Source organism: Bacteroides sp. MSK.20.12 (assembly GCF_019052435.1).
GTDB classification, from domain to species: Bacteria; Bacteroidota; Bacteroidia; order Bacteroidales; family Bacteroidaceae; genus Bacteroides; species Bacteroides xylanisolvens.
Genome location: NZ_JAHQVH010000022.1, coordinates 39571 through 62586, shown reverse-complemented (window position 1 = coordinate 62586; position 23016 = coordinate 39571). Strand labels below are relative to the sequence as shown.

Annotated in this window: 35 protein-coding genes; all 35 read left to right on the top strand. The window is 39.9% G+C overall.

Annotated features, from left to right (window positions below; all coding sequences use genetic code 11):
* Positions 1-29 precede the first annotated feature (29 nt).
* The 35 genes from rpoC to rplQ all read left to right on the top strand — a co-directional run bounded on the left by rpoC (position 30) and on the right by rplQ (position 22995).
* Complete coding sequence (gene rpoC / locus KTR06_RS13140) at positions 30-4313, top strand: DNA-directed RNA polymerase subunit beta' (RefSeq protein ID WP_004310891.1); 4284 nt, start codon at positions 30-32, stop codon at positions 4311-4313.
* Between the two features lie 147 nt (positions 4314-4460).
* Positions 4461-4769 (top strand): DUF3467 domain-containing protein, encoded by a 309-nt coding sequence (locus tag KTR06_RS13135; protein ID WP_004296354.1) that lies wholly within the window; start codon positions 4461-4463, stop codon positions 4767-4769.
* A 136-nt stretch (positions 4770-4905) separates the two neighbouring features.
* Complete coding sequence (gene rpsL / locus KTR06_RS13130) at positions 4906-5316, top strand: 30S ribosomal protein S12 (RefSeq protein WP_002558078.1); 411 nt, start codon at positions 4906-4908, stop codon at positions 5314-5316.
* A 143-nt stretch (positions 5317-5459) separates the two neighbouring features.
* Positions 5460-5936: a 30S ribosomal protein S7 gene (gene rpsG / locus KTR06_RS13125; protein ID WP_004296352.1), complete on the top strand. Its 477-nt coding sequence runs from the start codon at positions 5460-5462 to the stop codon at positions 5934-5936.
* 45 nt (positions 5937-5981) lie between these two features.
* A complete protein-coding gene (gene fusA / locus KTR06_RS13120; protein ID WP_004310890.1) occupies positions 5982-8099 on the top strand; it encodes an elongation factor G in 2118 nt (705 codons plus the stop codon).
* Positions 8100-8179: 80 nt separating this feature from the next.
* Complete coding sequence (gene rpsJ, locus KTR06_RS13115) at positions 8180-8485, top strand: 30S ribosomal protein S10 (RefSeq protein ID WP_002558075.1); 306 nt, start codon at positions 8180-8182, stop codon at positions 8483-8485.
* Positions 8486-8503: 18 nt separating this feature from the next.
* Entirely contained in the window at positions 8504-9121 is a 618-nt protein-coding gene (gene rplC / locus KTR06_RS13110; RefSeq protein WP_004313455.1) for a 50S ribosomal protein L3, read from the top strand.
* Positions 9121-9747, top strand: a complete 627-nt coding sequence (gene rplD / locus KTR06_RS13105; protein ID WP_008023043.1) for a 50S ribosomal protein L4 — start codon at positions 9121-9123, stop codon at positions 9745-9747. The genes rplC and rplD overlap by 1 nt, the downstream gene beginning before the upstream one ends.
* A gap of 16 nt (positions 9748-9763) precedes the next feature.
* The gene (rplW, locus tag KTR06_RS13100; RefSeq protein WP_004296347.1) at positions 9764-10054 is read left to right on the top strand and encodes a 50S ribosomal protein L23; all 291 of its coding nucleotides are present in this window, start codon (positions 9764-9766) and stop codon (positions 10052-10054) included.
* Positions 10055-10059: 5 nt separating this feature from the next.
* A complete protein-coding gene (gene rplB, locus KTR06_RS13095; protein ID WP_004296346.1) occupies positions 10060-10884 on the top strand; it encodes a 50S ribosomal protein L2 in 825 nt (274 codons plus the stop codon).
* 20 nt (positions 10885-10904) lie between these two features.
* Positions 10905-11174 (top strand): 30S ribosomal protein S19, encoded by a 270-nt coding sequence (rpsS, locus tag KTR06_RS13090; protein WP_004296345.1) that lies wholly within the window; start codon positions 10905-10907, stop codon positions 11172-11174.
* 36 nt (positions 11175-11210) lie between these two features.
* Complete coding sequence (gene rplV / locus KTR06_RS13085) at positions 11211-11621, top strand: 50S ribosomal protein L22 (RefSeq protein WP_004296344.1); 411 nt, start codon at positions 11211-11213, stop codon at positions 11619-11621.
* Between the two features lie 5 nt (positions 11622-11626).
* Complete coding sequence (gene rpsC, locus KTR06_RS13080; RefSeq protein ID WP_004296343.1) at positions 11627-12358, top strand: 30S ribosomal protein S3; 732 nt, start codon at positions 11627-11629, stop codon at positions 12356-12358.
* 23 nt (positions 12359-12381) lie between these two features.
* Positions 12382-12816 (top strand): 50S ribosomal protein L16, encoded by a 435-nt coding sequence (gene rplP / locus KTR06_RS13075; protein ID WP_004291234.1) that lies wholly within the window; start codon positions 12382-12384, stop codon positions 12814-12816.
* Positions 12817-12821: 5 nt separating this feature from the next.
* Entirely contained in the window at positions 12822-13019 is a 198-nt protein-coding gene (rpmC, locus tag KTR06_RS13070; protein WP_004296342.1) for a 50S ribosomal protein L29, read from the top strand.
* A complete protein-coding gene (gene rpsQ / locus KTR06_RS13065) occupies positions 13016-13285 on the top strand; it encodes a 30S ribosomal protein S17 (protein WP_004296341.1) in 270 nt (89 codons plus the stop codon). Before rpmC ends, rpsQ begins: the two co-directional genes overlap by 4 nt.
* A 2-nt stretch (positions 13286-13287) precedes the next feature.
* Positions 13288-13653 (top strand): 50S ribosomal protein L14, encoded by a 366-nt coding sequence (gene rplN / locus KTR06_RS13060; RefSeq protein WP_004296340.1) that lies wholly within the window; start codon positions 13288-13290, stop codon positions 13651-13653.
* A gap of 19 nt (positions 13654-13672) precedes the next feature.
* A complete protein-coding gene (rplX, locus tag KTR06_RS13055; protein WP_004296339.1) occupies positions 13673-13993 on the top strand; it encodes a 50S ribosomal protein L24 in 321 nt (106 codons plus the stop codon).
* A complete protein-coding gene (rplE, locus tag KTR06_RS13050) occupies positions 13993-14550 on the top strand; it encodes a 50S ribosomal protein L5 (RefSeq protein WP_004310886.1) in 558 nt (185 codons plus the stop codon). The genes rplX and rplE overlap by 1 nt, the downstream gene beginning before the upstream one ends.
* Positions 14551-14555: 5 nt before the next feature.
* Entirely contained in the window at positions 14556-14855 is a 300-nt protein-coding gene (gene rpsN, locus KTR06_RS13045) for a 30S ribosomal protein S14 (RefSeq protein ID WP_004310885.1), read from the top strand.
* A 52-nt stretch (positions 14856-14907) separates the two neighbouring features.
* Positions 14908-15303, top strand: a complete 396-nt coding sequence (gene rpsH, locus KTR06_RS13040; protein WP_004296336.1) for a 30S ribosomal protein S8 — start codon at positions 14908-14910, stop codon at positions 15301-15303.
* 15 nt (positions 15304-15318) lie between these two features.
* Complete coding sequence (rplF, locus tag KTR06_RS13035; RefSeq protein ID WP_004310884.1) at positions 15319-15888, top strand: 50S ribosomal protein L6; 570 nt, start codon at positions 15319-15321, stop codon at positions 15886-15888.
* A gap of 21 nt (positions 15889-15909) precedes the next feature.
* Complete coding sequence (gene rplR, locus KTR06_RS13030) at positions 15910-16254, top strand: 50S ribosomal protein L18 (RefSeq protein WP_004310883.1); 345 nt, start codon at positions 15910-15912, stop codon at positions 16252-16254.
* A gap of 5 nt (positions 16255-16259) precedes the next feature.
* A complete protein-coding gene (rpsE, locus tag KTR06_RS13025; RefSeq protein WP_004296333.1) occupies positions 16260-16778 on the top strand; it encodes a 30S ribosomal protein S5 in 519 nt (172 codons plus the stop codon).
* A gap of 9 nt (positions 16779-16787) precedes the next feature.
* Entirely contained in the window at positions 16788-16964 is a 177-nt protein-coding gene (rpmD, locus tag KTR06_RS13020; protein ID WP_004296332.1) for a 50S ribosomal protein L30, read from the top strand.
* 32 nt (positions 16965-16996) lie between these two features.
* Positions 16997-17443, top strand: a complete 447-nt coding sequence (rplO, locus tag KTR06_RS13015; protein WP_004310882.1) for a 50S ribosomal protein L15 — start codon at positions 16997-16999, stop codon at positions 17441-17443.
* Between the two features lie 4 nt (positions 17444-17447).
* Positions 17448-18788 (top strand): preprotein translocase subunit SecY, encoded by a 1341-nt coding sequence (gene secY / locus KTR06_RS13010; RefSeq protein WP_004310881.1) that lies wholly within the window; start codon positions 17448-17450, stop codon positions 18786-18788.
* Positions 18789-18803: 15 nt separating this feature from the next.
* Positions 18804-19601 (top strand): type I methionyl aminopeptidase, encoded by a 798-nt coding sequence (gene map, locus KTR06_RS13005; protein WP_008023041.1) that lies wholly within the window; start codon positions 18804-18806, stop codon positions 19599-19601.
* A gap of 1 nt (position 19602) precedes the next feature.
* Positions 19603-19821, top strand: a complete 219-nt coding sequence (gene infA / locus KTR06_RS13000; protein ID WP_002558052.1) for a translation initiation factor IF-1 — start codon at positions 19603-19605, stop codon at positions 19819-19821.
* Between the two features lie 8 nt (positions 19822-19829).
* Positions 19830-19946, top strand: a complete 117-nt coding sequence (gene ykgO / locus KTR06_RS12995; RefSeq protein ID WP_002558051.1) for a type B 50S ribosomal protein L36 — start codon at positions 19830-19832, stop codon at positions 19944-19946.
* 33 nt (positions 19947-19979) lie between these two features.
* Positions 19980-20360 (top strand): 30S ribosomal protein S13, encoded by a 381-nt coding sequence (gene rpsM, locus KTR06_RS12990; RefSeq protein ID WP_004296328.1) that lies wholly within the window; start codon positions 19980-19982, stop codon positions 20358-20360.
* 11 nt (positions 20361-20371) lie between these two features.
* Entirely contained in the window at positions 20372-20761 is a 390-nt protein-coding gene (gene rpsK, locus KTR06_RS12985) for a 30S ribosomal protein S11 (protein ID WP_004296327.1), read from the top strand.
* A 117-nt stretch (positions 20762-20878) separates the two neighbouring features.
* Positions 20879-21484, top strand: a complete 606-nt coding sequence (gene rpsD / locus KTR06_RS12980) for a 30S ribosomal protein S4 (protein WP_004296326.1) — start codon at positions 20879-20881, stop codon at positions 21482-21484.
* A gap of 11 nt (positions 21485-21495) precedes the next feature.
* Entirely contained in the window at positions 21496-22488 is a 993-nt protein-coding gene (locus tag KTR06_RS12975) for a DNA-directed RNA polymerase subunit alpha (protein ID WP_004296325.1), read from the top strand.
* A gap of 3 nt (positions 22489-22491) precedes the next feature.
* Positions 22492-22995 (top strand): 50S ribosomal protein L17, encoded by a 504-nt coding sequence (rplQ, locus tag KTR06_RS12970; protein ID WP_004313458.1) that lies wholly within the window; start codon positions 22492-22494, stop codon positions 22993-22995.
* Positions 22996-23016 lie beyond the last annotated feature (21 nt).

The window sequence follows — 23016 nt, the reverse complement described above, 5'->3', positions numbered from 1 at the left end:
TCAATTATCAAATCTCAATTATATAGAGTATGGCTTTTAGAAAAGAAAATAAGACGAAAAGTAATTTCTCGAAGATCTCAATTGGTCTGGCTTCTCCGGAAGAAATCCTTGAGAATTCGAGTGGTGAAGTTTTGAAGCCTGAAACCATTAATTACCGTACGTACAAACCCGAACGTGACGGTTTGTTCTGCGAGCGCATTTTTGGTCCTATTAAGGATTATGAATGTCATTGCGGTAAATACAAGCGTATCCGTTATAAAGGTATCGTCTGCGACCGTTGTGGTGTGGAAGTTACTGAAAAGAAAGTGCGCCGTGAACGTATGGGACATATCCAGCTGGTTGTGCCGGTGGCTCACATCTGGTATTTCCGTTCGCTTCCTAATAAAATCGGTTATTTGCTCGGATTGCCGACAAAGAAACTGGATTCGATTATATACTACGAACGTTATGTTGTTATTCAGCCGGGTGTGAAAGCTGAAGATGGCGTAGCTGAATATGATTTGCTTTCTGAAGAAGAATATCTGGATATTCTGGATACGCTTCCGAAAGACAATCAGTATCTTGAAGATAATGATCCGAATAAATTTGTTGCAAAGATGGGAGCCGAAGCTATTTATGATTTGCTGGCTCGTTTGGATCTGGATGCTTTGTCTTACGAACTGCGTCACCGCGCCGGAAACGATGCGTCTCAGCAACGTAAGAATGAAGCTTTGAAACGTCTTCAGGTAGTAGAATCGTTCCGCGCATCACGTGGACGTAACAAACCGGAATGGATGATCGTACGTATCGTACCGGTTATTCCGCCCGAACTTCGTCCGTTGGTTCCGCTGGATGGTGGCCGTTTTGCTACATCTGACTTGAACGACCTTTATCGTCGTGTGATTATCCGTAACAACCGTTTGAAACGACTGATTGAAATCAAGGCTCCGGAAGTAATCTTGCGTAATGAAAAACGTATGCTTCAGGAATCTGTCGATTCTTTGTTTGATAACTCACGTAAGTCAAGTGCTGTGAAGACAGACGCCAACCGTCCGTTGAAGTCATTGTCTGACAGTTTGAAAGGTAAACAGGGACGTTTCCGTCAGAACTTGTTGGGTAAACGTGTTGACTACTCTGCTCGTTCCGTAATCGTCGTTGGTCCGGAATTAAAGATGGGTGAATGCGGTATTCCTAAATTGATGGCTGCCGAATTATACAAGCCGTTTATTATTCGCAAGCTCATCGAACGTGGTATCGTTAAGACTGTTAAGTCTGCAAAGAAAATCGTAGACCGCAAAGAGCCGGTGATTTGGGATATCTTGGAACATGTAATGAAGGGACACCCGGTACTGTTGAACCGTGCTCCGACCTTGCACCGTTTGGGTATTCAGGCTTTCCAGCCTAAAATGATCGAAGGTAAAGCTATCCAGTTGCACCCGTTGGCATGTACGGCATTCAACGCCGACTTTGACGGTGACCAGATGGCTGTTCACTTGCCTTTGAGTAATGAAGCAATTCTTGAAGCACAAATGTTGATGCTTCAATCACATAATATCTTGAATCCGGCAAACGGTGCGCCTATTACTGTGCCTGCACAGGATATGGTTCTTGGTTTGTACTATATTACTAAGTTGCGTGCCGGTGCAAAAGGTGAAGGTTTGACATTCTACGGACCGGAAGAAGCGTTGATCGCTTACAATGAAGGTAAGGTAGATATTCATGCTCCGGTGAAGGTTATCGTGAAAGACGTTGATGAAAATGGTAACATTGTAGACGTAATGCGCGAAACTTCAGTAGGACGTGTGATTGTGAATGAAATCGTTCCACCTGAAGCTGGTTATATCAATACAATTATCTCTAAGAAATCTCTTCGTGATATTATTAGTGATGTAATTAAGGTATGTGGTGTGGCTAAGGCTGCCGACTTCCTGGATGGAATCAAGAATTTAGGTTATCAGATGGCGTTCAAGGGTGGTTTGTCATTCAACTTGGGTGATATTATCATTCCGAAGGAAAAAGAAACTTTGGTACAGAAAGGTTACGACGAAGTTGAACAAGTCGTAAACAACTATAACATGGGTTTCATTACCAATAACGAACGTTACAATCAGGTAATTGATATTTGGACACATGTGAACTCCGAGTTGTCTAATATCCTGATGAAGACTATTTCTTCGGACGATCAGGGTTTCAATTCTGTATATATGATGCTTGACTCTGGTGCCCGTGGTTCTAAAGAGCAGATTCGTCAGTTGTCAGGTATGCGTGGTTTGATGGCAAAACCGCAGAAAGCAGGTGCTGAAGGTGGTCAGATCATCGAGAACCCGATTTTGTCGAACTTTAAAGAAGGACTTTCGGTGTTGGAGTACTTTATCTCTACCCACGGTGCTCGTAAAGGTTTGGCGGATACCGCTTTGAAGACTGCCGATGCTGGTTATTTGACTCGTCGTCTGGTGGACGTATCACACGATGTGATTATTACAGAAGAAGACTGCGGTACACTCCGCGGATTGGTTTGTACGGACCTTAAGAATAACGATGAGGTTATTGCTACTCTGTACGAACGTATCTTAGGCCGTGTTTCTGTACATGATATTATTCATCCTACCACAGGTGAATTGCTTGTTGCCGGTGGTGAAGAAATCACAGAAGAAGTAGCCAAGAAGATTCAGGAGTCTCCGATCGAGAGTGTTGAAATCCGTTCGGTATTGACTTGTGAAGCTAAGAAGGGTGTTTGTGCTAAATGTTACGGACGTAACCTGGCAACGAGCCGCATGGTTCAGAAGGGTGAAGCTGTCGGTGTAATCGCTGCTCAGTCTATTGGTGAGCCGGGTACACAGTTGACATTGCGTACATTCCACGCCGGTGGTACTGCTGCAAATATTGCAGCTAACGCCAGTATCGTTGCTAAAAATAATGCACGTCTTGAATTTGAAGAGTTGCGTACAGTAGATATCGTTGACGAGATGGGTGAATCTGCAAAAGTAGTAGTAGGTCGTTTGGCCGAAGTACGTTTTGTGGATGTGAATACCGGTATCGTTCTTTCTACTCATAACGTACCTTATGGTTCAACACTGTATGTAAGCGACGGCGACTTGGTAGAAAAAGGCAAACTGATTGCTAAGTGGGACCCGTTCAATGCTGTTATTATCACAGAAGCAACCGGTAAGATCGAATTTGAGGGCGTGATTGAAAACGTTACTTATAAGGTTGAATCGGATGAAGCAACAGGGCTTCGTGAAATTATTATTATTGAATCCAAGGATAAAACCAAAGTTCCTACCGCTCATATCTTAACAGAGGACGGTGATTTGATCCGTACTTATAACTTACCGGTAGGTGGTCACGTTATCATCGAGAACGGTCAGAAGGTAAAAGCCGGTGAAGTAATCGTGAAGATTCCGCGTGCCGTAGGTAAGGCGGGTGATATCACGGGTGGTCTTCCTCGTGTTACTGAATTGTTTGAAGCTCGTAACCCGTCAAATCCGGCTGTCGTTTCTGAAATCGACGGTGAGGTGACAATGGGTAAGATCAAACGTGGTAACCGTGAAATCATCGTAACTTCCAAGACGGGTGAGGTTAAGAAGTATCTGGTTGCACTGTCTAAGCAGATTCTGGTACAGGAAAATGACTATGTACGTGCTGGTACTCCGTTGTCTGACGGTGCTACTACTCCGGCAGATATCTTGGCAATCAAGGGTCCTACAGCTGTACAGGAATATATCGTGAATGAAGTTCAGGATGTATACCGCTTGCAGGGTGTGAAGATCAATGATAAGCACTTTGAGATTATCGTTCGTCAGATGATGCGTAAAGTACAAATTGATGAACCGGGAGATACTCGCTTCCTCGAACAGCAAGTCGTAGACAAACTGGAATTCATGGAAGAAAATGATCGTATCTGGGGTAAGAAAGTCGTAGTAGATGCTGGTGATTCTCAAAATATGCAAGCTGGACAGATTGTAACTGCCCGCAAGTTGCGTGATGAGAATAGTATGTTGAAACGTCGTGACTTGAAACCGGTTGAGGTTCGTGACGCTGTTGCTGCTACCTCTACTCAGATTCTTCAAGGTATCACGCGTGCTGCTTTGCAAACATCAAGCTTTATGTCGGCTGCTTCCTTCCAGGAAACAACGAAAGTCTTGAATGAAGCTGCTATCAACGGTAAGATCGATAAGCTTGAAGGTATGAAGGAAAATGTGATCTGTGGTCACTTGATTCCTGCTGGTACCGGACAGCGCGAGTTCGAAAAGCTCATCGTTGGATCAAAAGAAGAGTATGACCGTATCTTGGCTAACAAGAAAACAGTACTTGACTACAATGAAGTAGAATAAATACAATTCAATTGACTATATGAAAAGGAGCAGTTGCCTGATTGGGCAATTGCTCCTTTTTTTTATTTCTTTTTTACTCGCGTGTATTACCATTAGTTTCAGGAAAAATGTGTTATTTTGCAGGATAACTTTTTAATCATATTAAATATGGAAGAACAAAATAACAACGGACAATTACAGATTGAATTGAGAGAAGAGGTTGCACAGGGAACTTATGCTAATCTTGCTATTATTACTCATTCGAGTTCTGAATTCATCCTTGACTTCGTGCGCGTAATGCCGGGCATACCGAAGGCTGGTGTGCAATCTCGTATTATTGTGGCTCCGGAGCACGCAAAACGTCTGCTGCGGGCATTAGAAGATAATATAGCAAAGTATGAGCGCGTATTCGGTCCGATTCGTACTTCGGATGAACCCCCTATTTCTCCTTTGACGGGTGTAAAAGGCGAAGCGTGAGGATGATATAAAAACATTAAAAAAGAAAAAAAAGTTGTAGCGCATTGAATATTCAAATATTATTCGTATTTTTGCAGCCCAAAATGTATAGTTACGAAATTAATATAACAATAATATAAATCAAAAAACAATTAAAATGCCTACAATTCAGCAATTAGTAAGAAAAGGACGCGAAGTGCTGGTGGAGAAAAGTAAATCTCCAGCCTTGGATTCATGTCCTCAAAGACGTGGCGTTTGCGTGAGAGTATACACTACTACTCCGAAGAAGCCGAACTCTGCAATGCGTAAAGTAGCTCGTGTACGTTTGACTAACCAAAAAGAGGTGAACTCATACATTCCGGGAGAAGGACACAACTTGCAGGAACACTCAATCGTTTTGGTACGTGGTGGTCGTGTAAAAGACCTTCCGGGTGTGCGTTATCACATTGTACGTGGTACGCTTGATACAGCAGGTGTTGCTGGTCGTACTCAAAGACGTTCTAAGTATGGTGCTAAGCGTCCGAAACCAGGACAAGCAGCTGCTCCTGCTAAGGGTAAGAAAAAATAAGGATTAAGACCTAATTAAAATTAAAGTAATAACTTACGTTTTAGTTTGTTGGAAATGCTAAAGGTTGAGTAAATTCTCCGGAGGGAGAGTTGAAGAAGTCAAGAAGTAGACAACCAAGAACAAAAACATTATTTTTCAAACAAATGAGAAAAGCAAAACCAAAAAAACGCCTGATTCTTCCGGATCCTGTGTTTAATGACCAAAAGGTTTCCAAGTTCGTGAACCACTTGATGTATGATGGAAAGAAAAATACATCTTATGAAATCTTTTATGCCGCTTTGGAAACAGTGAAAGCAAAACTTCCTAACGAAGAAAAATCAGCTCTCGAAATCTGGAAAAAGGCTTTGGATAATGTAACTCCGCAAGTGGAAGTAAAGTCTCGCCGTGTAGGTGGTGCTACTTTCCAAGTTCCTACTGAAATCCGTCCGGATCGTAAAGAATCAATCTCTATGAAGAATTTGATTCTGTTTGCTCGCAAAAGAGGTGGTAAATCAATGGCTGACAAGTTGGCTGCTGAAATTATGGATGCCTTCAATGAACAAGGCGGTGCATACAAGCGTAAAGAAGATATGCACAGAATGGCAGAAGCTAACCGTGCATTTGCTCATTTTAGATTCTAATACTGTAAGAAACCTAATATAAACTTAAAGTAAAGGAATTAGAAGATGGCTAAACATGATTTACATTTAACTCGTAATATCGGTATCATGGCTCACATTGATGCCGGAAAAACAACTACTTCTGAACGTATCCTGTTCTACACTGGATTGACTCACAAAATTGGTGAAGTTCATGATGGTGCTGCTACTATGGACTGGATGGAACAGGAGCAAGAACGTGGTATCACTATTACATCCGCTGCTACAACAACAAGGTGGAAATATGCTGGTGATACTTATAAAATTAACTTGATTGACACTCCGGGACACGTTGACTTTACCGCAGAGGTAGAACGTTCATTGCGTATCCTTGATGGGGCTGTAGCTGCTTACTGTGCTGTGGGTGGTGTTGAGCCTCAATCAGAAACTGTATGGCGTCAGGCTGATAAATATAACGTTCCTCGTATTGCTTATGTTAATAAGATGGATCGTTCTGGTGCTGACTTCTTTGAAGTAGTTCGTCAGATGAAGGATGTTCTTGGAGCTAATCCGTGTCCGATTGTTGTTCCTATCGGTGCTGAAGAATCTTTCAAAGGTCTTGTTGACCTTATCAAAATGAAAGCTATCTATTGGCATGATGAAACAATGGGGGCTGACTACAGTATTGAGGAAATCCCTGCAGAACTTATCGATGAAGCTAACGAGTGGAGAGATAAGATGCTTGAAAAAGTAGCAGAATTTGATGATGCTTTGATGGAGAAATATTTCGATGATCCTTCTACTATTACTGAAGAAGAAGTATTGAGAGCTCTTCGTAATGCAACAGTTCAGATGGCTGTAGTTCCTATGCTTTGCGGATCTTCTTTTAAGAACAAAGGTGTTCAGACATTGCTTGATTATGTTTGTGCTTTCTTGCCTTCTCCACTTGATACAGAGAACGTAATAGGTACAAATCCTAATACGGGAGCTGAAGAGGATCGTAAACCAAGTGATGATGAAAAAACATCTGCTTTGGCGTTTAAGATCGCAACTGACCCATATGTAGGTCGTTTGACTTTCTTCCGTGTTTATTCTGGTAAAATTGAAGCAGGTTCTTATATCTACAACTCTCGTTCTGGTAAGAAAGAACGCGTTTCTCGTCTGTTCCAGATGCACTCCAACAAACAGAACCCGGTTGAAGTAATCGGTGCTGGTGATATTGGTGCAGGTGTAGGCTTTAAAGATATTCGTACTGGGGATACTTTGTGTGATGAAACAGCTCCGATAGTACTTGAGTCTATGGACTTTCCGGAACCGGTTATTGGTATCGCTGTAGAGCCTAAGACTCAGAAGGATATGGATAAACTGTCTAACGGTTTGGCTAAATTGGCTGAAGAAGACCCAACATTTACTGTGAAAACAGACGAACAGACAGGTCAGACAGTTATTTCTGGTATGGGTGAGCTTCACTTGGATATTATCATTGACCGTTTGAAACGTGAATTTAAGGTAGAATGTAATCAAGGTAAGCCTCAGGTTAACTATAAGGAAGCTATCACGAAGACAGTTAACTTGCGTGAAGTGTACAAGAAGCAGTCTGGTGGACGTGGTAAGTTTGCTGATATCATTGTGAACATTGGTCCGGCTGATGCGGATTTCACTTTAGGTGGTTTGCAGTTTGTTGATGAAGTGAAGGGTGGTAATATTCCTAAGGAATTTATCCCAGCAGTTCAGAAAGGCTTTACAAATGCTATGAAGAGTGGTGTTTTGGCAGGCTACCCATTGGATTCATTGAAAGTGACTTTGGTTGATGGTTCATTCCACCCGGTTGACTCTGATCAGTTGTCATTTGAAATCTGTGCAATGCAGGCTTATAAAAATGCATGTGCTAAGGCAGGTCCTGTTTTGATGGAACCTATCATGAAACTGGAAGTTGTAACTCCGGAAGAAAACATGGGTGATGTTATCGGTGACTTGAACAAACGTCGTGGACAGGTTGAAGGTATGGAATCTAGCCGCTCTGGCGCTCGTATCGTGAAAGCGATGGTTCCACTGGCGGAAATGTTTGGTTACGTAACAGCTTTACGTACTATTACTTCTGGTCGTGCAACCTCGTCAATGACCTACTCTCATCACGCTCAGCTTTCTTCTTCTATTGCTAAGGCTGTATTGGAAGAAGTAAAAGGACGCGCTGATTTACTCTAAAATATCTAAAGCAGCAGGCTAGCGAATGACTCTTAGCCTGCCGCTTTATCTTATTATAAATGTATTAATTTAAAAAAATAATGAGTCAGAAAATTAGAATTAAATTGAAATCTTACGACCACAACTTGGTTGACAAGTCAGCTGAGAAAATTGTAAGAACTGTAAAAGCTACAGGTGCTATCGTTAGCGGTCCAATACCTCTGCCTACGCACAAACGTATCTTTACTGTGAACCGTTCGACTTTCGTAAACAAGAAGTCTCGTGAGCAATTTGAACTCTCTTCTTATAAGAGATTAATCGACATCTATAGCTCAACAGCTAAGACAGTAGATGCTTTGATGAAGTTGGAATTGCCAAGTGGTGTGGAAGTAGAAATTAAAGTTTGATAATTAAAAATTAGTGAAATGCCAGGATTATTAGGAAAAAAAATCGGAATGACATCCGTTTTCAGTGCCGATGGTAAAAATGTACCATGCACTGTTATCGAAGCAGGTCCTTGTGTTGTTACTCAAGTTAAAACTGTAGAAAAAGATGGCTATGCAGCTGTTCAGTTGGGTTTCCAGGACAAAAAGGAAAAACATACAACTAAACCGTTGATGGGACATTTTAAAAGAGCAGGAGTAACACCGAAGAGACACTTGGCTGAGTTCAAAGAATTTGAAACAGAGTTGAATTTGGGTGATACCATTACTGTAGAAATGTTTAACGACGCTAGCTTTGTTGACGTTGTTGGTACTTCTAAGGGTAAGGGTTTTCAGGGTGTAGTAAAAAGACATGGTTTTGGTGGTGTGGGTCAAGCTACTCACGGTCAGCATAATCGCGCTCGTAAACCGGGTTCTATCGGTGCTTGTTCTTACCCTGCAAAAGTATTCAAAGGAATGCGCATGGGTGGACAACTTGGTGGTGACAGAGTCACTGTACAAAACTTGCAGGTATTAAAAGTAATCGCGGATCATAACCTTCTTTTGGTTAAAGGTTCTATCCCGGGTTGCAAAGGTTCAATCGTATTAATTGAGAAATAATGGAAGTTAACGTATATAACATTAAAGGTGAAGACACTGGGAGAAAGGTTACGTTAAACGAATCTATCTTCGGAATTGAGCCCAACGACCACGCTATTTATTTGGACGTAAAACAATTTATGGCTAATCAGCGTCAGGGTACTCATAAGTCAAAAGAAAGAAGTGAAATCAGTGGTTCAACTCGTAAGATCGGTCGTCAGAAAGGTGGCGGTGGAGCACGTCGTGGTGATATGAACTCGCCTGTTCTTGTAGGTGGTGCTCGTGTTTTCGGTCCGAAACCAAGAGACTACTTCTTCAAATTGAATAAAAAAGTTAAGACATTGGCTCGTAAGTCAGCTTTGTCTTATAAAGCTCAAAACGATGCAATCATTGTCGTTGAGGATTTCACATTTGAAGCTCCTAAGACAAAAGATTTCGTTGCAATGACAAAAAATCTTAAAGTTTCCGATAAAAAGCTACTTGTAATTTTACCGGAAGCAAATAAAAACGTATATTTGTCAGCTCGTAACATTGAGGGTGCTAATGTACAGACTATCTCAGGATTAAATACTTACAGAGTATTGAATGCTGGGGTTGTTGTGCTTACAGAAAACTCTCTGAAGGCTATTGACAATATCTTAATTTAAAAAGGAGGCTTAAATAATGGGAATTATTATTAAACCGTTGGTAACAGAGAAAATGACTGCAATCACAGATAAGCTGAATCGTTTCGGCTTTGTTGTACGTCCTGAAGCTAACAAACTGGAAATTAAGAAGGAAATTGAAGCTCTTTATAATGTTACTGTAGTTGATGTGAATACTGTGAAGTATGCTGGCAAGAATAAGAGCCGTTATACCAAAGCAGGTATCATCAATGGTCGTACGAATGCTTTCAAAAAAGCAATCGTGACATTGAAAGAAGGAGATACTATTGATTTTTATAGCAATATTTAATAAAAATGGCAGTACGTAAATTTAAGCCCACAACACCGGGGCAAAGACATAAAATTATTGGTACTTTCGAAGAAATTACTGCATCAGTACCAGAAAAGTCTCTTGTATATGGTAAGAAATCATCTGGTGGTCGTAACAGCGAAGGTAAGATGACTATGCGCTACATTGGTGGCGGTCATAGAAAGGTGATTAGAATTGTTGATTTCAAGAGAAATAAGGACGGTGTTCCAGCAGTAGTTAAAACAATCGAATACGACCCGAATCGTTCGGCTCGTATCGCTCTGTTATTTTATGCTGATGGAGAAAAAAGATATATTATTGCTCCCAATGGATTGCAAGTTGGTGCGACTCTGATGTCAGGTGAAACAGCAGCGCCAGAGATTGGTAATGCTCTTCCTCTTCAAAACATTCCGGTGGGTACTGTGATTCACAATATCGAATTACGTCCGGGACAGGGTGCTGCTCTGGTTCGTTCAGCTGGTAACTTTGCTCAGTTGACTTCTCGTGAGGGTAAGTATTGTGTAATTAAGTTGCCTTCAGGTGAGGTTAGACAGATTCTTAGCACTTGTAAAGCTACTATCGGTAGTGTAGGTAACTCTGATCATGGATTGGAAAGTTCAGGTAAAGCAGGACGTTCTCGTTGGCAAGGACGTCGTCCTCGTAACCGTGGTGTTGTAATGAACCCGGTTGATCACCCGATGGGTGGTGGTGAAGGACGTGCTTCCGGAGGTCACCCAAGATCACGTAAGGGATTGTATGCTAAGGGACTTAAGACTAGAGCTCCTAAGAAACAATCGTCTAAGTACATTATTGAGAGAAGAAAAAAGTAATCTGATTAATTGAGTAAACTATGAGTCGTTCATTAAAAAAAGGTCCATATATTAACGTTAAGCTTGAAAAGAGAATTCTTGCCATGAATGAATCAGGTAAGAAAGTCGTAGTAAAGACTTGGGCCAGAGCTTCAATGATTTCGCCTGATTTTGTAGGCCATACAGTTGCAGTTCACAATGGAAATAAATTTATTCCTGTTTATGTTACCGAGAATATGGTAGGACACAAGTTGGGCGAATTTGCTCCAACTCGTACATTCAGAGGACACGCTGGTAACAAGAAAAGATAACAGGATTTATTTGAAATAATAAAGTAATAAATAATAATGGGAGCAAGAAAAAAAATATCGGCTGAAAAAAGAAAAGAAGCCCTTAAGACCATGTATTTTGCAAAATTGCAAAATGTTCCTACTTCTCCACGTAAGATGCGTCTGGTTGCAGACATGATCCGTGGTATGGAAGTGAACAGAGCACTTGGTGTTTTGAAATTTTCTTCAAAAGAAGCTGCTGCAAGAGTGGAAAAATTGCTTCGCTCTGCAATTGCTAACTGGGAACAGAAAAACGAACGTAAAGCAGAAAGTGGCGAATTGTTCGTAACACAGATTTTTGTTGATGGTGGAGCTACACTCAAAAGAATGAGACCGGCACCACAGGGTAGAGGTTATAGAATTCGCAAACGTTCAAATCACGTAACATTGTTCGTTGGTGCTAAAAGTAATAACGAAGATCAAAATTAAGGTAGATGGGACAAAAAGTTAATCCAATAAGCAACCGTTTAGGAATTATCAGAGGATGGGATTCTAACTGGTATGGTGGAAATGATTACGGTGATTCTTTGCTGGAAGATAGCAAAATCCGTAAATATCTTAATGCAAGACTTGCAAAAGCAAGTGTATCAAGAATCGTAATTGAACGTACGCTGAAGCTCGTTACTATTACTGTTTGCACTGCTCGCCCGGGTATTATTATCGGTAAAGGTGGCCAAGAAGTTGATAAGTTAAAAGAGGAGTTGAAGAAGGTTACCGACAAAGATATTCAAATCAATATCTTTGAAGTGAAGAGACCGGAACTGGATGCTGTGATTGTTGCTAACAACATCGCTCGCCAGGTTGAAGGTAAAATTGCCTATCGCCGTGCCATCAAGATGGCTATCGCAAACACAATGCGTATGGGTGCTGAAGGTATCAAAATTCAGATTTCAGGACGTTTGAATGGAGCTGAAATGGCTCGTTCTGAAATGTATAAAGAAGGAAGAACTCCGTTGCACACTTTCAGAGCTGATATCGACTACTGTCATGCAGAAGCATTGACTAAAGTAGGTCTTCTTGGTATCAAAGTTTGGATTTGTAGAGGTGAAGTGTTTGGTAAGAAAGAATTGGCTCCGAACTTTACACAAAGCAAAGAAAGTGGTCGTGGAAACAATAGTGGAAACAACGGCGGAAAGAACTTCAAAAGAAAGAAAAATAATCGCTAAACGAATTTGAATTTTAGGAAACTATGTTACAACCGAAAAAGACAAAATTCAGAAGACAACAAAAAGGCCGTCAGAAAGGTAATGCCCAGAGAGGCAACCAGCTGGCCTTTGGTTCTTTTGGCATAAAGGCTTTGGAGACTAAGTGGATTACAGGCCGTCAGATCGAAGCTGCTCGTATTGCAGTAACAAGATATATGCAACGTCAAGGACAGATCTGGATCCGTATATTCCCGGATAAACCGATCACTAGAAAACCTGCCGATGTACGTATGGGTAAAGGTAAAGGTGCTCCAGAGGGATTTGTGGCTCCTGTAACTCCAGGTAGAATCATTATTGAAGCTGAAGGAGTATCTTACGAAATCGCGAAAGAAGCATTGCGCTTAGCTGCTCAAAAGCTTCCTATTACAACGAAGTTTGTCGTAAGACGTGATTATGATATTCAAAATCAAAATGCGTAAGTGTTATGAAAATTGCAGAAATTAAAGAAATGACTACTAATGATTTAGTAGAAAGAGTAGAGGCGGAAACAGCTAATTATAACCAAATGGTTATTAATCATTCTATTTCTCCTTTGGAAAATCCTGCTCAAATCAAACAATTACGCAGGACTATTGCGCGTATGAAAACAGAATTGCGCGAAAGAGAACTTAACAATAAATGATCAGCTTGATGGAAGCAAGAAATTTAAGAAAAGAAAGAACAGGGGTTGTGTTGAGCAATAAGATGGACAAGACCATCACAGTTGCTGCCAAATTTAAGGAAAAACACCCTATATATGGTAAGTTCGTTAGCAAAACGAAGAAGTACCATGCTCACGATGAAAAGAATGAATGCAATATCGGTGATACTGTAAGCATCATGGAAACTCGTCCTTTGAGCAAGACTAAAAGATGGAGATTAGTAGAAATAATTGAAAGAGCTAAGTAATTATGATACAAGTAGAATCCAGACTTACAGTATGTGATAACAGTGGAGCGAAAGAGGCGTTGTGTATCCGCGTTTTGGGGGGGACAGGTCGTCGTTATGCTTCAGTGGGGGATGTCATTGTAGTTTCAGTGAAGAGCGTTATCCCTTCTAGTGATGTTAAAAAAGGTGCAGTATCAAAGGCTTTGATTGTACGTACAAAGAAAGAAATCCGTCGTCCTGATGGTTCTTATATACGTTTTGATGATAATGCTTGCGTGTTGTTGAATAATGCAGGTGAAATTAGAGGTAGTCGTATTTTCGGTCCTGTAGCAAGAGAACTTCGTGCTACAAACATGAAAGTTGTGTCACTTGCGCCTGAGGTACTTTAATTTGTAAAAGATTTAAGTAATGAGTAAATTACATATTAAAAAAGGCGACACAGTTTACGTAAATGCTGGTGAAGATAAGGGCAAAACTGGTCGTGTATTGAAGGTTCTTGTTAAAGAAGGACGTGCATTTGTTGAAGGTATCAATATGGTATCTAAAAGCACAAAGCCGAATGCAAAGAATCCACAAGGTGGTATTGTGAAGCAAGAAGCTTCTATCCACATTTCAAACTTGAACCCGGTTGATCCAAAAACTGGTAAAGCAACGCGTATTGGGAGAAAAAAGAGTTCGGAAGGAACTTTAGTGCGTTATTCTAAAAAATCAGGAGAGGAGATTAAGTAATGAGTAATACTGCTAGTCTTAAGAAAGAATATGCAGAGCGTATAGCACCTGCATTGAAATCACAGTTCCAGTATTCTTCTACAATGCAGATACCCGTACTTAAGAAGATTGTAATCAATCAGGGATTAGGTATGGCTGTTGCTGATAAGAAGATTATCGAAGTAGCAATCAATGAAATGACAGCTATTACAGGTCAAAAAGCTGTAGCTACCATTTCTCGTAAAGATATCGCAAACTTTAAGTTGCGTAAAAAAATGCCGATTGGTGTTATGGTAACTTTACGTCGTGAAAGAATGTACGAATTCCTTGAAAAATTGGTTCGTGTAGCTCTTCCTCGTATTCGTGACTTCAAAGGTATCGAAAGTAAGTTTGATGGTAAAGGTAACTATACCCTTGGTATTCAGGAACAAATCATTTTCCCTGAAATAAATATCGATAGTATTACAAGAATTCTCGGAATGAATATTACCTTTGTAACCTCTGCGGAAACAGATGAAGAAGGTTATGCTTTGCTGAAGGAATTCGGTTTACCTTTTAAAAACGCTAAAAAAGACTAATAGATATGGCAAAGGAATCAATGAAAGCACGTGAAGTAAAGCGTGCTAAATTAGTAGCCAAATACGCCGAGAAAAGAGCTGCTTTGAAGCAAATCGTAAGAACAGGTGATCCTGCTGATGCTTTCGAAGCTGCACAGAAGTTGCAAGAGTTGCCAAAGAATTCTAATCCAATTCGTATGCACAACCGTTGCAAACTGACTGGTCGTCCTAAAGGTTATATTCGTCAATTCGGAATTTCGAGAATTCAATTCCGTGAGATGGCATCTAACGGACTGATCCCAGGCGTAAAAAAAGCAAGCTGGTAATTATTGTTTAAATATTGTCAGGGTAGTCCTGATTAATTTAATTTATTTTTATATGACTGATCCAATAGCAGATTATTTAACGAGGTTGCGGAACGCGATTGGTGCAAAGCACAGAGTTGTTGAAGTTCCCGCTTCGAATTTGAAAAAAGAAATCACTAAGATTCTTTTTGAAAAAGGCTACATCCTTAATTATAAGTTTGTAGAAGATGGTCCTCAAGGAACTATTAAGGTTGCCTTGAAGTATGATTCTGTTAACAAAGTTAACGCAATCAAAAAGTTAGAAAGAATATCTTCTCCGGGTATGCGTAAGTATACTGGTTACAAAGATATGCCGCGTGTTATTAATGGGCTGGGTATTGCTATAATATCTACTTCCAAAGGTGTAATGACTAACAAAGAGGCTGCAGAACTGAAAATCGGTGGTGAAGTCTTGTGTTATGTATATTAATTAGGAGGAATTAGAATGTCAAGAATAGGAAAATTACCCATTAGTATCCCTGCTGGAGTGACAATCACTCTGAAGGATAATGTGGTTACCGTAAAGGGACCCAAAGGCGAAATGAGCCAATATGTGAATCCTGCTATCAATGTTACTATTGAAGACGGACACGTAACTTTAACAGAAAACGATAAAGAAATGCTTGATAACCCGAAGCAGAAACATGCTTTCCACGGTTTGTATCGTTCATTGGTTCACAACATGGTTGTGGGCGTATCTGAAGGTTACAAGAAAGAACTGGAACTTGTAGGTGTAGGTTATCGTGCTTCAAACCAAGGTAACATCATTGAGCTGGCTTTAGGTTATACACACAATATTTTCATTCAATTACCTGCTGAGGTAAAAGTTGAAACGAAGTCTGAAAGAAATAAGAATCCTCTTATTATATTGGAATCGTGTGACAAACAATTGCTTGGTCAAGTTTGCTCTAAAATACGTTCTTTCCGTAAGCCTGAACCATACAAGGGTAAAGGTATTAAGTTTGTTGGCGAAGTAATTCGTAGAAAGTCTGGTAAATCAGCCGGCGCTAAGTAATTCATATAAAATTAGATTATTATGACAACAAAAATAGAAAGACGAGTTAAGATCAAATATAGAGTACGCAACAAAATTTCAGGTACTACTGAATGTCCGCGTATGAGTGTATTTAGAAGTAACAAGCAAATTTATGTCCAGATTATCGATGATCTTTCTGGTAAGACACTGGCTGCTGCTTCTTCTTTAGGTTTGACTGAGAAAGTCGCTAAAAAAGAACAAGCTGCTAAAGTTGGTGAAATGATTGCTAAAAAGGCTCAGGAAGCAGGTATAACTACTGTTGTTTTCGACCGTAATGGTTACTTGTATCATGGGAGAGTAAAAGAAGTAGCTGATGCTGCTCGTAACGGTGGACTTAAATTTTAATCATTATGGCAGGAGTTAATAATAGAGTTAAGATTACTAACGATATAGAACTGAAAGATAGATTAGTTGCTATTAATCGTGTTACTAAAGTTACCAAAGGTGGTAGAACTTTTAGTTTCTCTGCAATCGTTGTTGTAGGTAACGAAGAAGGTATCATTGGTTGGGGACTTGGTAAAGCAGGTGAAGTAACAGCTGCTATCGCTAAAGGTGTTGAGTCAGCTAAAAAGAATCTGGTGAAAGTACCTATTTTAAAAGGTACTGTTCCTCATGAACAATCAGCTAGATTTGGTGGTGCTGAAGTATTCATCAAACCTGCATCTCACGGAACCGGTGTTGTAGCTGGTGGTGCTATGCGTGCTGTATTGGAAAGTGTTGGTGTTACTGACGTTTTGGCTAAATCTAAAGGTTCTTCGAATCCGCATAACCTTGTTAAAGCTACAATTGAAGCTTTGAGTGAAATGCGTGATGCAAGAATGGTTGCTCAGAACAGAGGTATTAGTGTTGAAAAAGTATTTAGAGGATAAGGAGGAGATATGTCAACTATAAAGATTAAACAAGTTAAAAGTAGAATTGGTGCTCCAGCTGATCAGAAAAGAACTCTTGACGCACTGGGACTTCGTAAACTGAACCGTGTGGTTGAACACGAAAGCACTCCTTCAATTCTTGGAATGGTAGATAAAGTAAAACACTTGGTTGCCATTGTTAAGTAATTATTTGTTGAATAATAAAACGAAATTACAATATGAACTTAAGTAATTTAAAACCTGCTGAGGGATCTACTAAGACAAGAAAAAGAATTGGACGTGGTGCTGGTTCTGGCTTAGGTGGTACTTCTACAAGAGGTCATAAAGGAGCTAAATCAAGATCTGGATACTCTAAGAAAATCGGTTTTGAAGGTGGTCAGATGCCTCTTCAACGTCGAGTTCCTAAATTTGGTTTCAAGAATATCAATCGTGTTGAATATAAAGCTATCAATCTGGATACTATCCAGAAACTTGCTGAAGCTAAGAGCTTGACAAAAGTTGGTGTAAACGACTTTATCGAAGCAGGATTTATTTCTTCAAATCAGTTGGTAAAAGTATTGGGTAACGGAACTCTGACTAACAAGCTGGAAGTAGAAGCTCATGCATTCTCTAAGACTGCAACTGCTGCTATCGAAGCTGCTGGTGGAACTGTAGTAAAACTCTGATTCAATGAGAAAAGCTATTGAAACATTAAAGAATATATGGAAGATTGAGGATCTGAGACAGCGGATCCTCATCACCATATTGTTCGTGGCAATTTACCGTTTCGGATCGTATGTCGTATTACCGGGTATCAATCCGGCGATGCTGGCGAAATTGCACGAACAAACAAGTGAAGGCCTTTTAGCCTTGTTAAATATGTTCTCTGGAGGAGCATTTTCTAATGCCTCTATTTTTGCATTAGGAATCATGCCTTATATCTCTGCATCTATCGTAATCCAGTTATTGGGAATCGCTGTACCGTATTTCCAGAAGTTGCAACGCGAAGGTGAGAGCGGCAGAAGAAAAATGAATCAATATACTCGTTACTTGACGATTGCTATATTGTTAGTTCAGGCCCCTTCTTATTTGCTCAATCTTAAAATGCAGGCTGGCCCTTCCTTAAATGCTTCATTAGATTGGACTCTGTTTATGGTTACCTCTACCATTATTTTGGCAGCAGGTAGTATGTTTATTTTGTGGCTTGGTGAAAGAATTACTGATAAAGGTATTGGTAACGGTATTTCATTTATCATCTTGATTGGTATTATCGCTCGTTTCCCTGATGCTTTGTTGCAAGAAGTTGTGTCCAGAGTAGCAAATAAGAGCGGTGGTCTGATTATGTTTATAATTGAAATCGTATTCTTATTATTAGTGATTGGCGCTGCTATTCTTTTGGTGCAAGGTACAAGAAAGATTCCTGTACAGTATGCAAAAAGAATCGTTGGTAACAAGCAATATGGTGGTGCTAGACAGTATATCCCTTTAAAGGTGAATGCTGCCGGTGTTATGCCTATCATCTTTGCTCAGGCAATCATGTTTATTCCAATTACATTTATCGGTTTTTCAAATGTAAATGATGCAGGCGGTTTCTTGCATGCGTTTACAGATCATACAAGTTTCTGGTATAATTTTGTCTTTGCGGTAATGATTATATTATTTACGTATTTCTATACTGCAATTACAATTAATCCGACTCAGATGGCTGAGGATATGAAGAGAAATAATGGTTTCATCCCTGGTATTAAACCGGGAAAGAAAACAGCAGAGTATATTGATGATATAATGTCTCGTATCACTTTGCCGGGTTCTTTCTTCTTGGCTTTAGTTGCTATTATGCCTGCTTTTGCCGGTGTATTCGGAGTGCAAGCAGGATTCGCTCAATTCTTCGGCGGTACATCTTTGTTAATTCTTGTAGGTGTTGTTCTTGATACTCTGCAACAGGTTGAAAGTCATTTGTTGATGAGACACTATGATGGTCTGTTGAAATCTGGTCGTATTAAAGGACGCGCTGGTGTAGCGGCATATTAATTCTTTAGATTAGAAATGATATTTCTTAAAACAGAAGATGAAATAGAATTGCTCCGTCAGAGTAACCTGCTTGTTGGTAAAACTCTTGCAGAGGTTGCCAAACTGGTGAAGCCTGGTGTAACTACACGTGAGTTGGATAAAGTTGCTGAAGAGTTCATTAGAGATCATGGGGCAACTCCAACTTTCAAAGGATTTCCGAATCAATATGGAGAACCATTTCCCGCATCTCTTTGTACTTCTGTCAACGAACAGGTGGTACATGGAATCCCAGGGGATATCGTACTGAAAGATGGTGATATCGTATCAGTGGATTGCGGAACTTACATGAATGGTTTCTGTGGTGATTCTGCTTATACTTTTTGTGTAGGAGAGGTAGACGAAGAGATTCGTAACTTGTTGAAGGTAACTAAAGAAGCGTTATATATTGGCATCCAGAACGCAGTGCAAGGTAAAAGAATTGGTGATATCGGATATGCTATTCAGCAATATTGTGAGTCTCATTCTTATGGTGTAGTGCGTGAGTTTGTTGGCCATGGCATCGGTAAAGAGATGCACGAAGATCCTCAGGTTCCTAACTATGGTAAAAGAGGATATGGACCATTGATGAAAAGAGGCCTTTGCATAGCGATAGAGCCGATGATAACATTGGGAGACCGACAAGTGATAATGGAAAGTGACGGATGGACTGTGAGGACCAGAGATCGTAAATGTGCTGCACATTTTGAGCATACGATAGCTGTTGGAGCTGGTGAAGCTGATATTTTGTCTTCATTCAAATTCATAGAAGAAGTTTTAGGAGATAAAGCAATATAATATGGCAAAGCAATCTGCAATAGAACAAGATGGAGTTATAGTTGAAGCATTGTCAAATGCAATGTTTCGTGTTGAATTAGAAAACGGACATGAGATTACCGCACATATTTCAGGCAAGATGAGGATGCATTACATCAAGATCCTGCCGGGAGATAAAGTGAGAGTCGAAATGTCTCCTTACGACTTATCGAAAGGAAGAATTGTGTTTAGATATAAATAAAATAAGATATGAAAGTAAGAGCATCATTAAAGAAACGCACGCCAGAATGTAAGATCGTTAGACGTAATGGCCGTTTGTATGTTATTAACAAGAAAAATCCTAAGTATAAACAACGTCAAGGATAATTTGTTATTTTTGCAAAAAAAATAATTTAGTATATGGCTATAAGAATAGTTGGTGTAGATTTACCTCAGAACAAAAGAGGTGAAATTGCGTTGACCTATGTATATGGAATAGGTCGCAGTAGTTCAGCAAAAATTTTAGATAAAGCTGGTGTAGATAAAGATCTGAAGGTTAAAGACTGGACAGATGATCAAGCTGCTAAGATTCGTGAGATTATCGGTGCAGAGTATAAAGTAGAAGGTGATCTTCGTTCTGAAATCCAATTGAACATTAAGCGATTAATGGATATTGGTTGCTATCGTGGTGTACGTCACCGTATTGGTCTGCCTGTTAGAGGTCAGAGCACTAAGAACAATGCACGTACTCGTAAGGGTAGAAAGAAAACCGTTGCTAATAAGAAAAAAGCTACTAAATAATAATTGTTGATATGGCAAAAAAAACAGTTGCAGCTAAAAAGAGAAATGTGAAAGTAGACGCTAATGGACAGTTGCATGTTCATTCATCTTTCAACAATATTATTGTTTCTCTTGCAAATAGTGAAGGGCAGATTATCTCTTGGTCATCTGCTGGTAAAATGGGATTTAGAGGTTCTAAAAAGAATACTCCTTATGCAGCTCAGATGGCTGCCCAGGATTGTGCAAAGATTGCATTCGATCTTGGCCTGCGAAAGGTAAAAGCATATGTGAAGGGTCCAGGTAACGGACGTGAGTCTGCTATTAGAACTATCCACGGTGCTGGTATCGAAGTTACTGAAATCATTGACGTGACTCCGCTTCCACATAATGGTTGTCGTCCTCCGAAAAGACGTAGAGTTTAATTTACCTTTAACTTACACAATGATCTTGATTTTGTTTTTGGATTACATTAATTTCTCTCTGTAATCGCGGCTGCAACAAATTGAGTTCATGAATAAACAATTAAATATTTAAAAGAAATGGCTAGATATACTGGACCAAAATCGAGAATCGCCCGTAAATTCGGTGAAGGAATCTTTGGAGCTGACAAAGTTTTGTCAAAGAAGAACTATCCTCCCGGACAACATGGTAATTCAAGAAAAAGAAAAACTTCTGAATACGGTGTGCAACTTCGTGAAAAACAGAAAGCTAAATACACCTATGGAGTTTTAGAAAAACAATTCCGCAATTTGTTTGAAAAAGCAGCTACTGCTAAAGGTATTACCGGTGAGGTACTTCTTCAATTGCTGGAAGGCCGTCTTGACAACGTAGTATTCCGTTTGGGTATTGCTCCTACACGTGCTGCTGCTCGTCAGTTGGTTAGTCACAAGCACATCACTGTAGATGGTGAAGTAGTAAACATTCCTTCATTTGCAGTAAAACCAGGACAATTGATTGGTGTTCGTGAAAGATCTAAGTCTTTGGAAGTAATTGCTAATTCTCTTGCAGGTTTCAATCACAGCAAGTATGCTTGGTTGGAATGGGACGAGGCTTCAAAGGTTGGTAAAATGTTGCACATACCTGAAAGAGCAGACATTCCTGAGAACATTAAAGAACATTTGATCGTTGAATTGTATTCTAAATAATAATTAATTTCATGGCGATATTAGCATTTCAAAAACCTGATAAAGTATTAATGTTGGAGGCGGACTCCAGATTCGGTAAATTCGAATTCCGTCCGTTGGAACCGGGTTTTGGTATTACTGTAGGTAATGCATTACGCCGTATCCTTCTTTCTTCATTAGAGGGTTTTGCTATCACTACTATCAGAATCGATGGTGTGGAGCATGAATTTTCTAGTGTACCTGGAGTAAAAGAGGATGTTACCAACATTATCTTGAATCTGAAACAAGTGAGATTCAAGCAAGTAGTTGAAGAGTTCGAGAGCGAAAAAGTGAGCATCACTGTCGAGAATTCCAGTGAATTTAAAGCAGGTGACATAGGTAAGTATTTGACTGGATTTGAAGTGTTAAATCCGGAATTAGTTATTTGTCATTTAGATTCTAAGTCAACTATGCAGATTGATATTACCATTAACAAAGGTCGTGGTTATGTACCTGCTGATGAAAATCGCGAGTATTGCACGGATGTTAATGTAATTCCAATCGACTCTATTTATACACCGATACGTAATGTCAAGTATGCTGTAGAAAACTTCCGTGTAGAACAGAAGACTGACTACGAAAAGCTAGTGCTTGAAATTAGTACCGACGGTTCTATACACCCGAAAGAAGCGCTGAAAGAAGCTGCAAAAATTCTGATTTATCACTTCATGTTGTTCTCTGACGAGAAGATCACGCTTGAAAGTAATGATACTGACGGCAATGAAGAGTTTGATGAAGAAGTTTTGCACATGCGTCAGCTGTTGAAAACTAAACTCGTTGATATGGACTTGTCAGTTCGTGCCCTCAATTGCTTGAAGGCTGCTGACGTAGAAACTCTCGGCGACTTGGTACAATTCAACAAAACTGACCTGCTGAAATTCAGAAACTTCGGAAAGAAATCGCTTACCGAGCTTGATGATTTGCTGGAAAGTCTGAATCTGTCGTTTGGAACCGACATTTCTAAATATAAATTAGATAAAGAATAAAAAATGAGACATAATAAAAAATTCAATCATTTAGGTCGTACTGCTTCTCATAGAAGCGCTATGTTATCTAACATGGCTTGCTCTTTGATCAAGCACAAAAGAATCACTACGACTGTTGCAAAGGCGAAAGCTTTGAAGAAGTTTGTTGAGCCTTTGATTACTAAGTCTAAAGAAGATACTACGAACTCTCGTCGTGTTGTATTTAGCAACTTGCAAGATAAGATTGCAGTAACAGAGTTGTTCAAAGAAATCTCTGTTAAGATTGCTGATCGTCCGGGTGGTTATACTCGTATTATCAAGACTGGTAACCGTTTGGGTGACAACGCAGAAATGTGCTTTATTGAGTTGGTTGACTACAATGAAAACATGGCTAAGGAAAAAGTTGCTAAGAAAGCTACTCGTACTCGTCGTTCGAAAAAAGCTGCTGAAGCTGCTCCTGCTGCTGTTGAAGCTCCTGCAACTGAAGCTCCTAAGGCTGAAGAACCAAAAGCTGAATCGGCTGAATAATTTTACAGTTATTCTTATAGA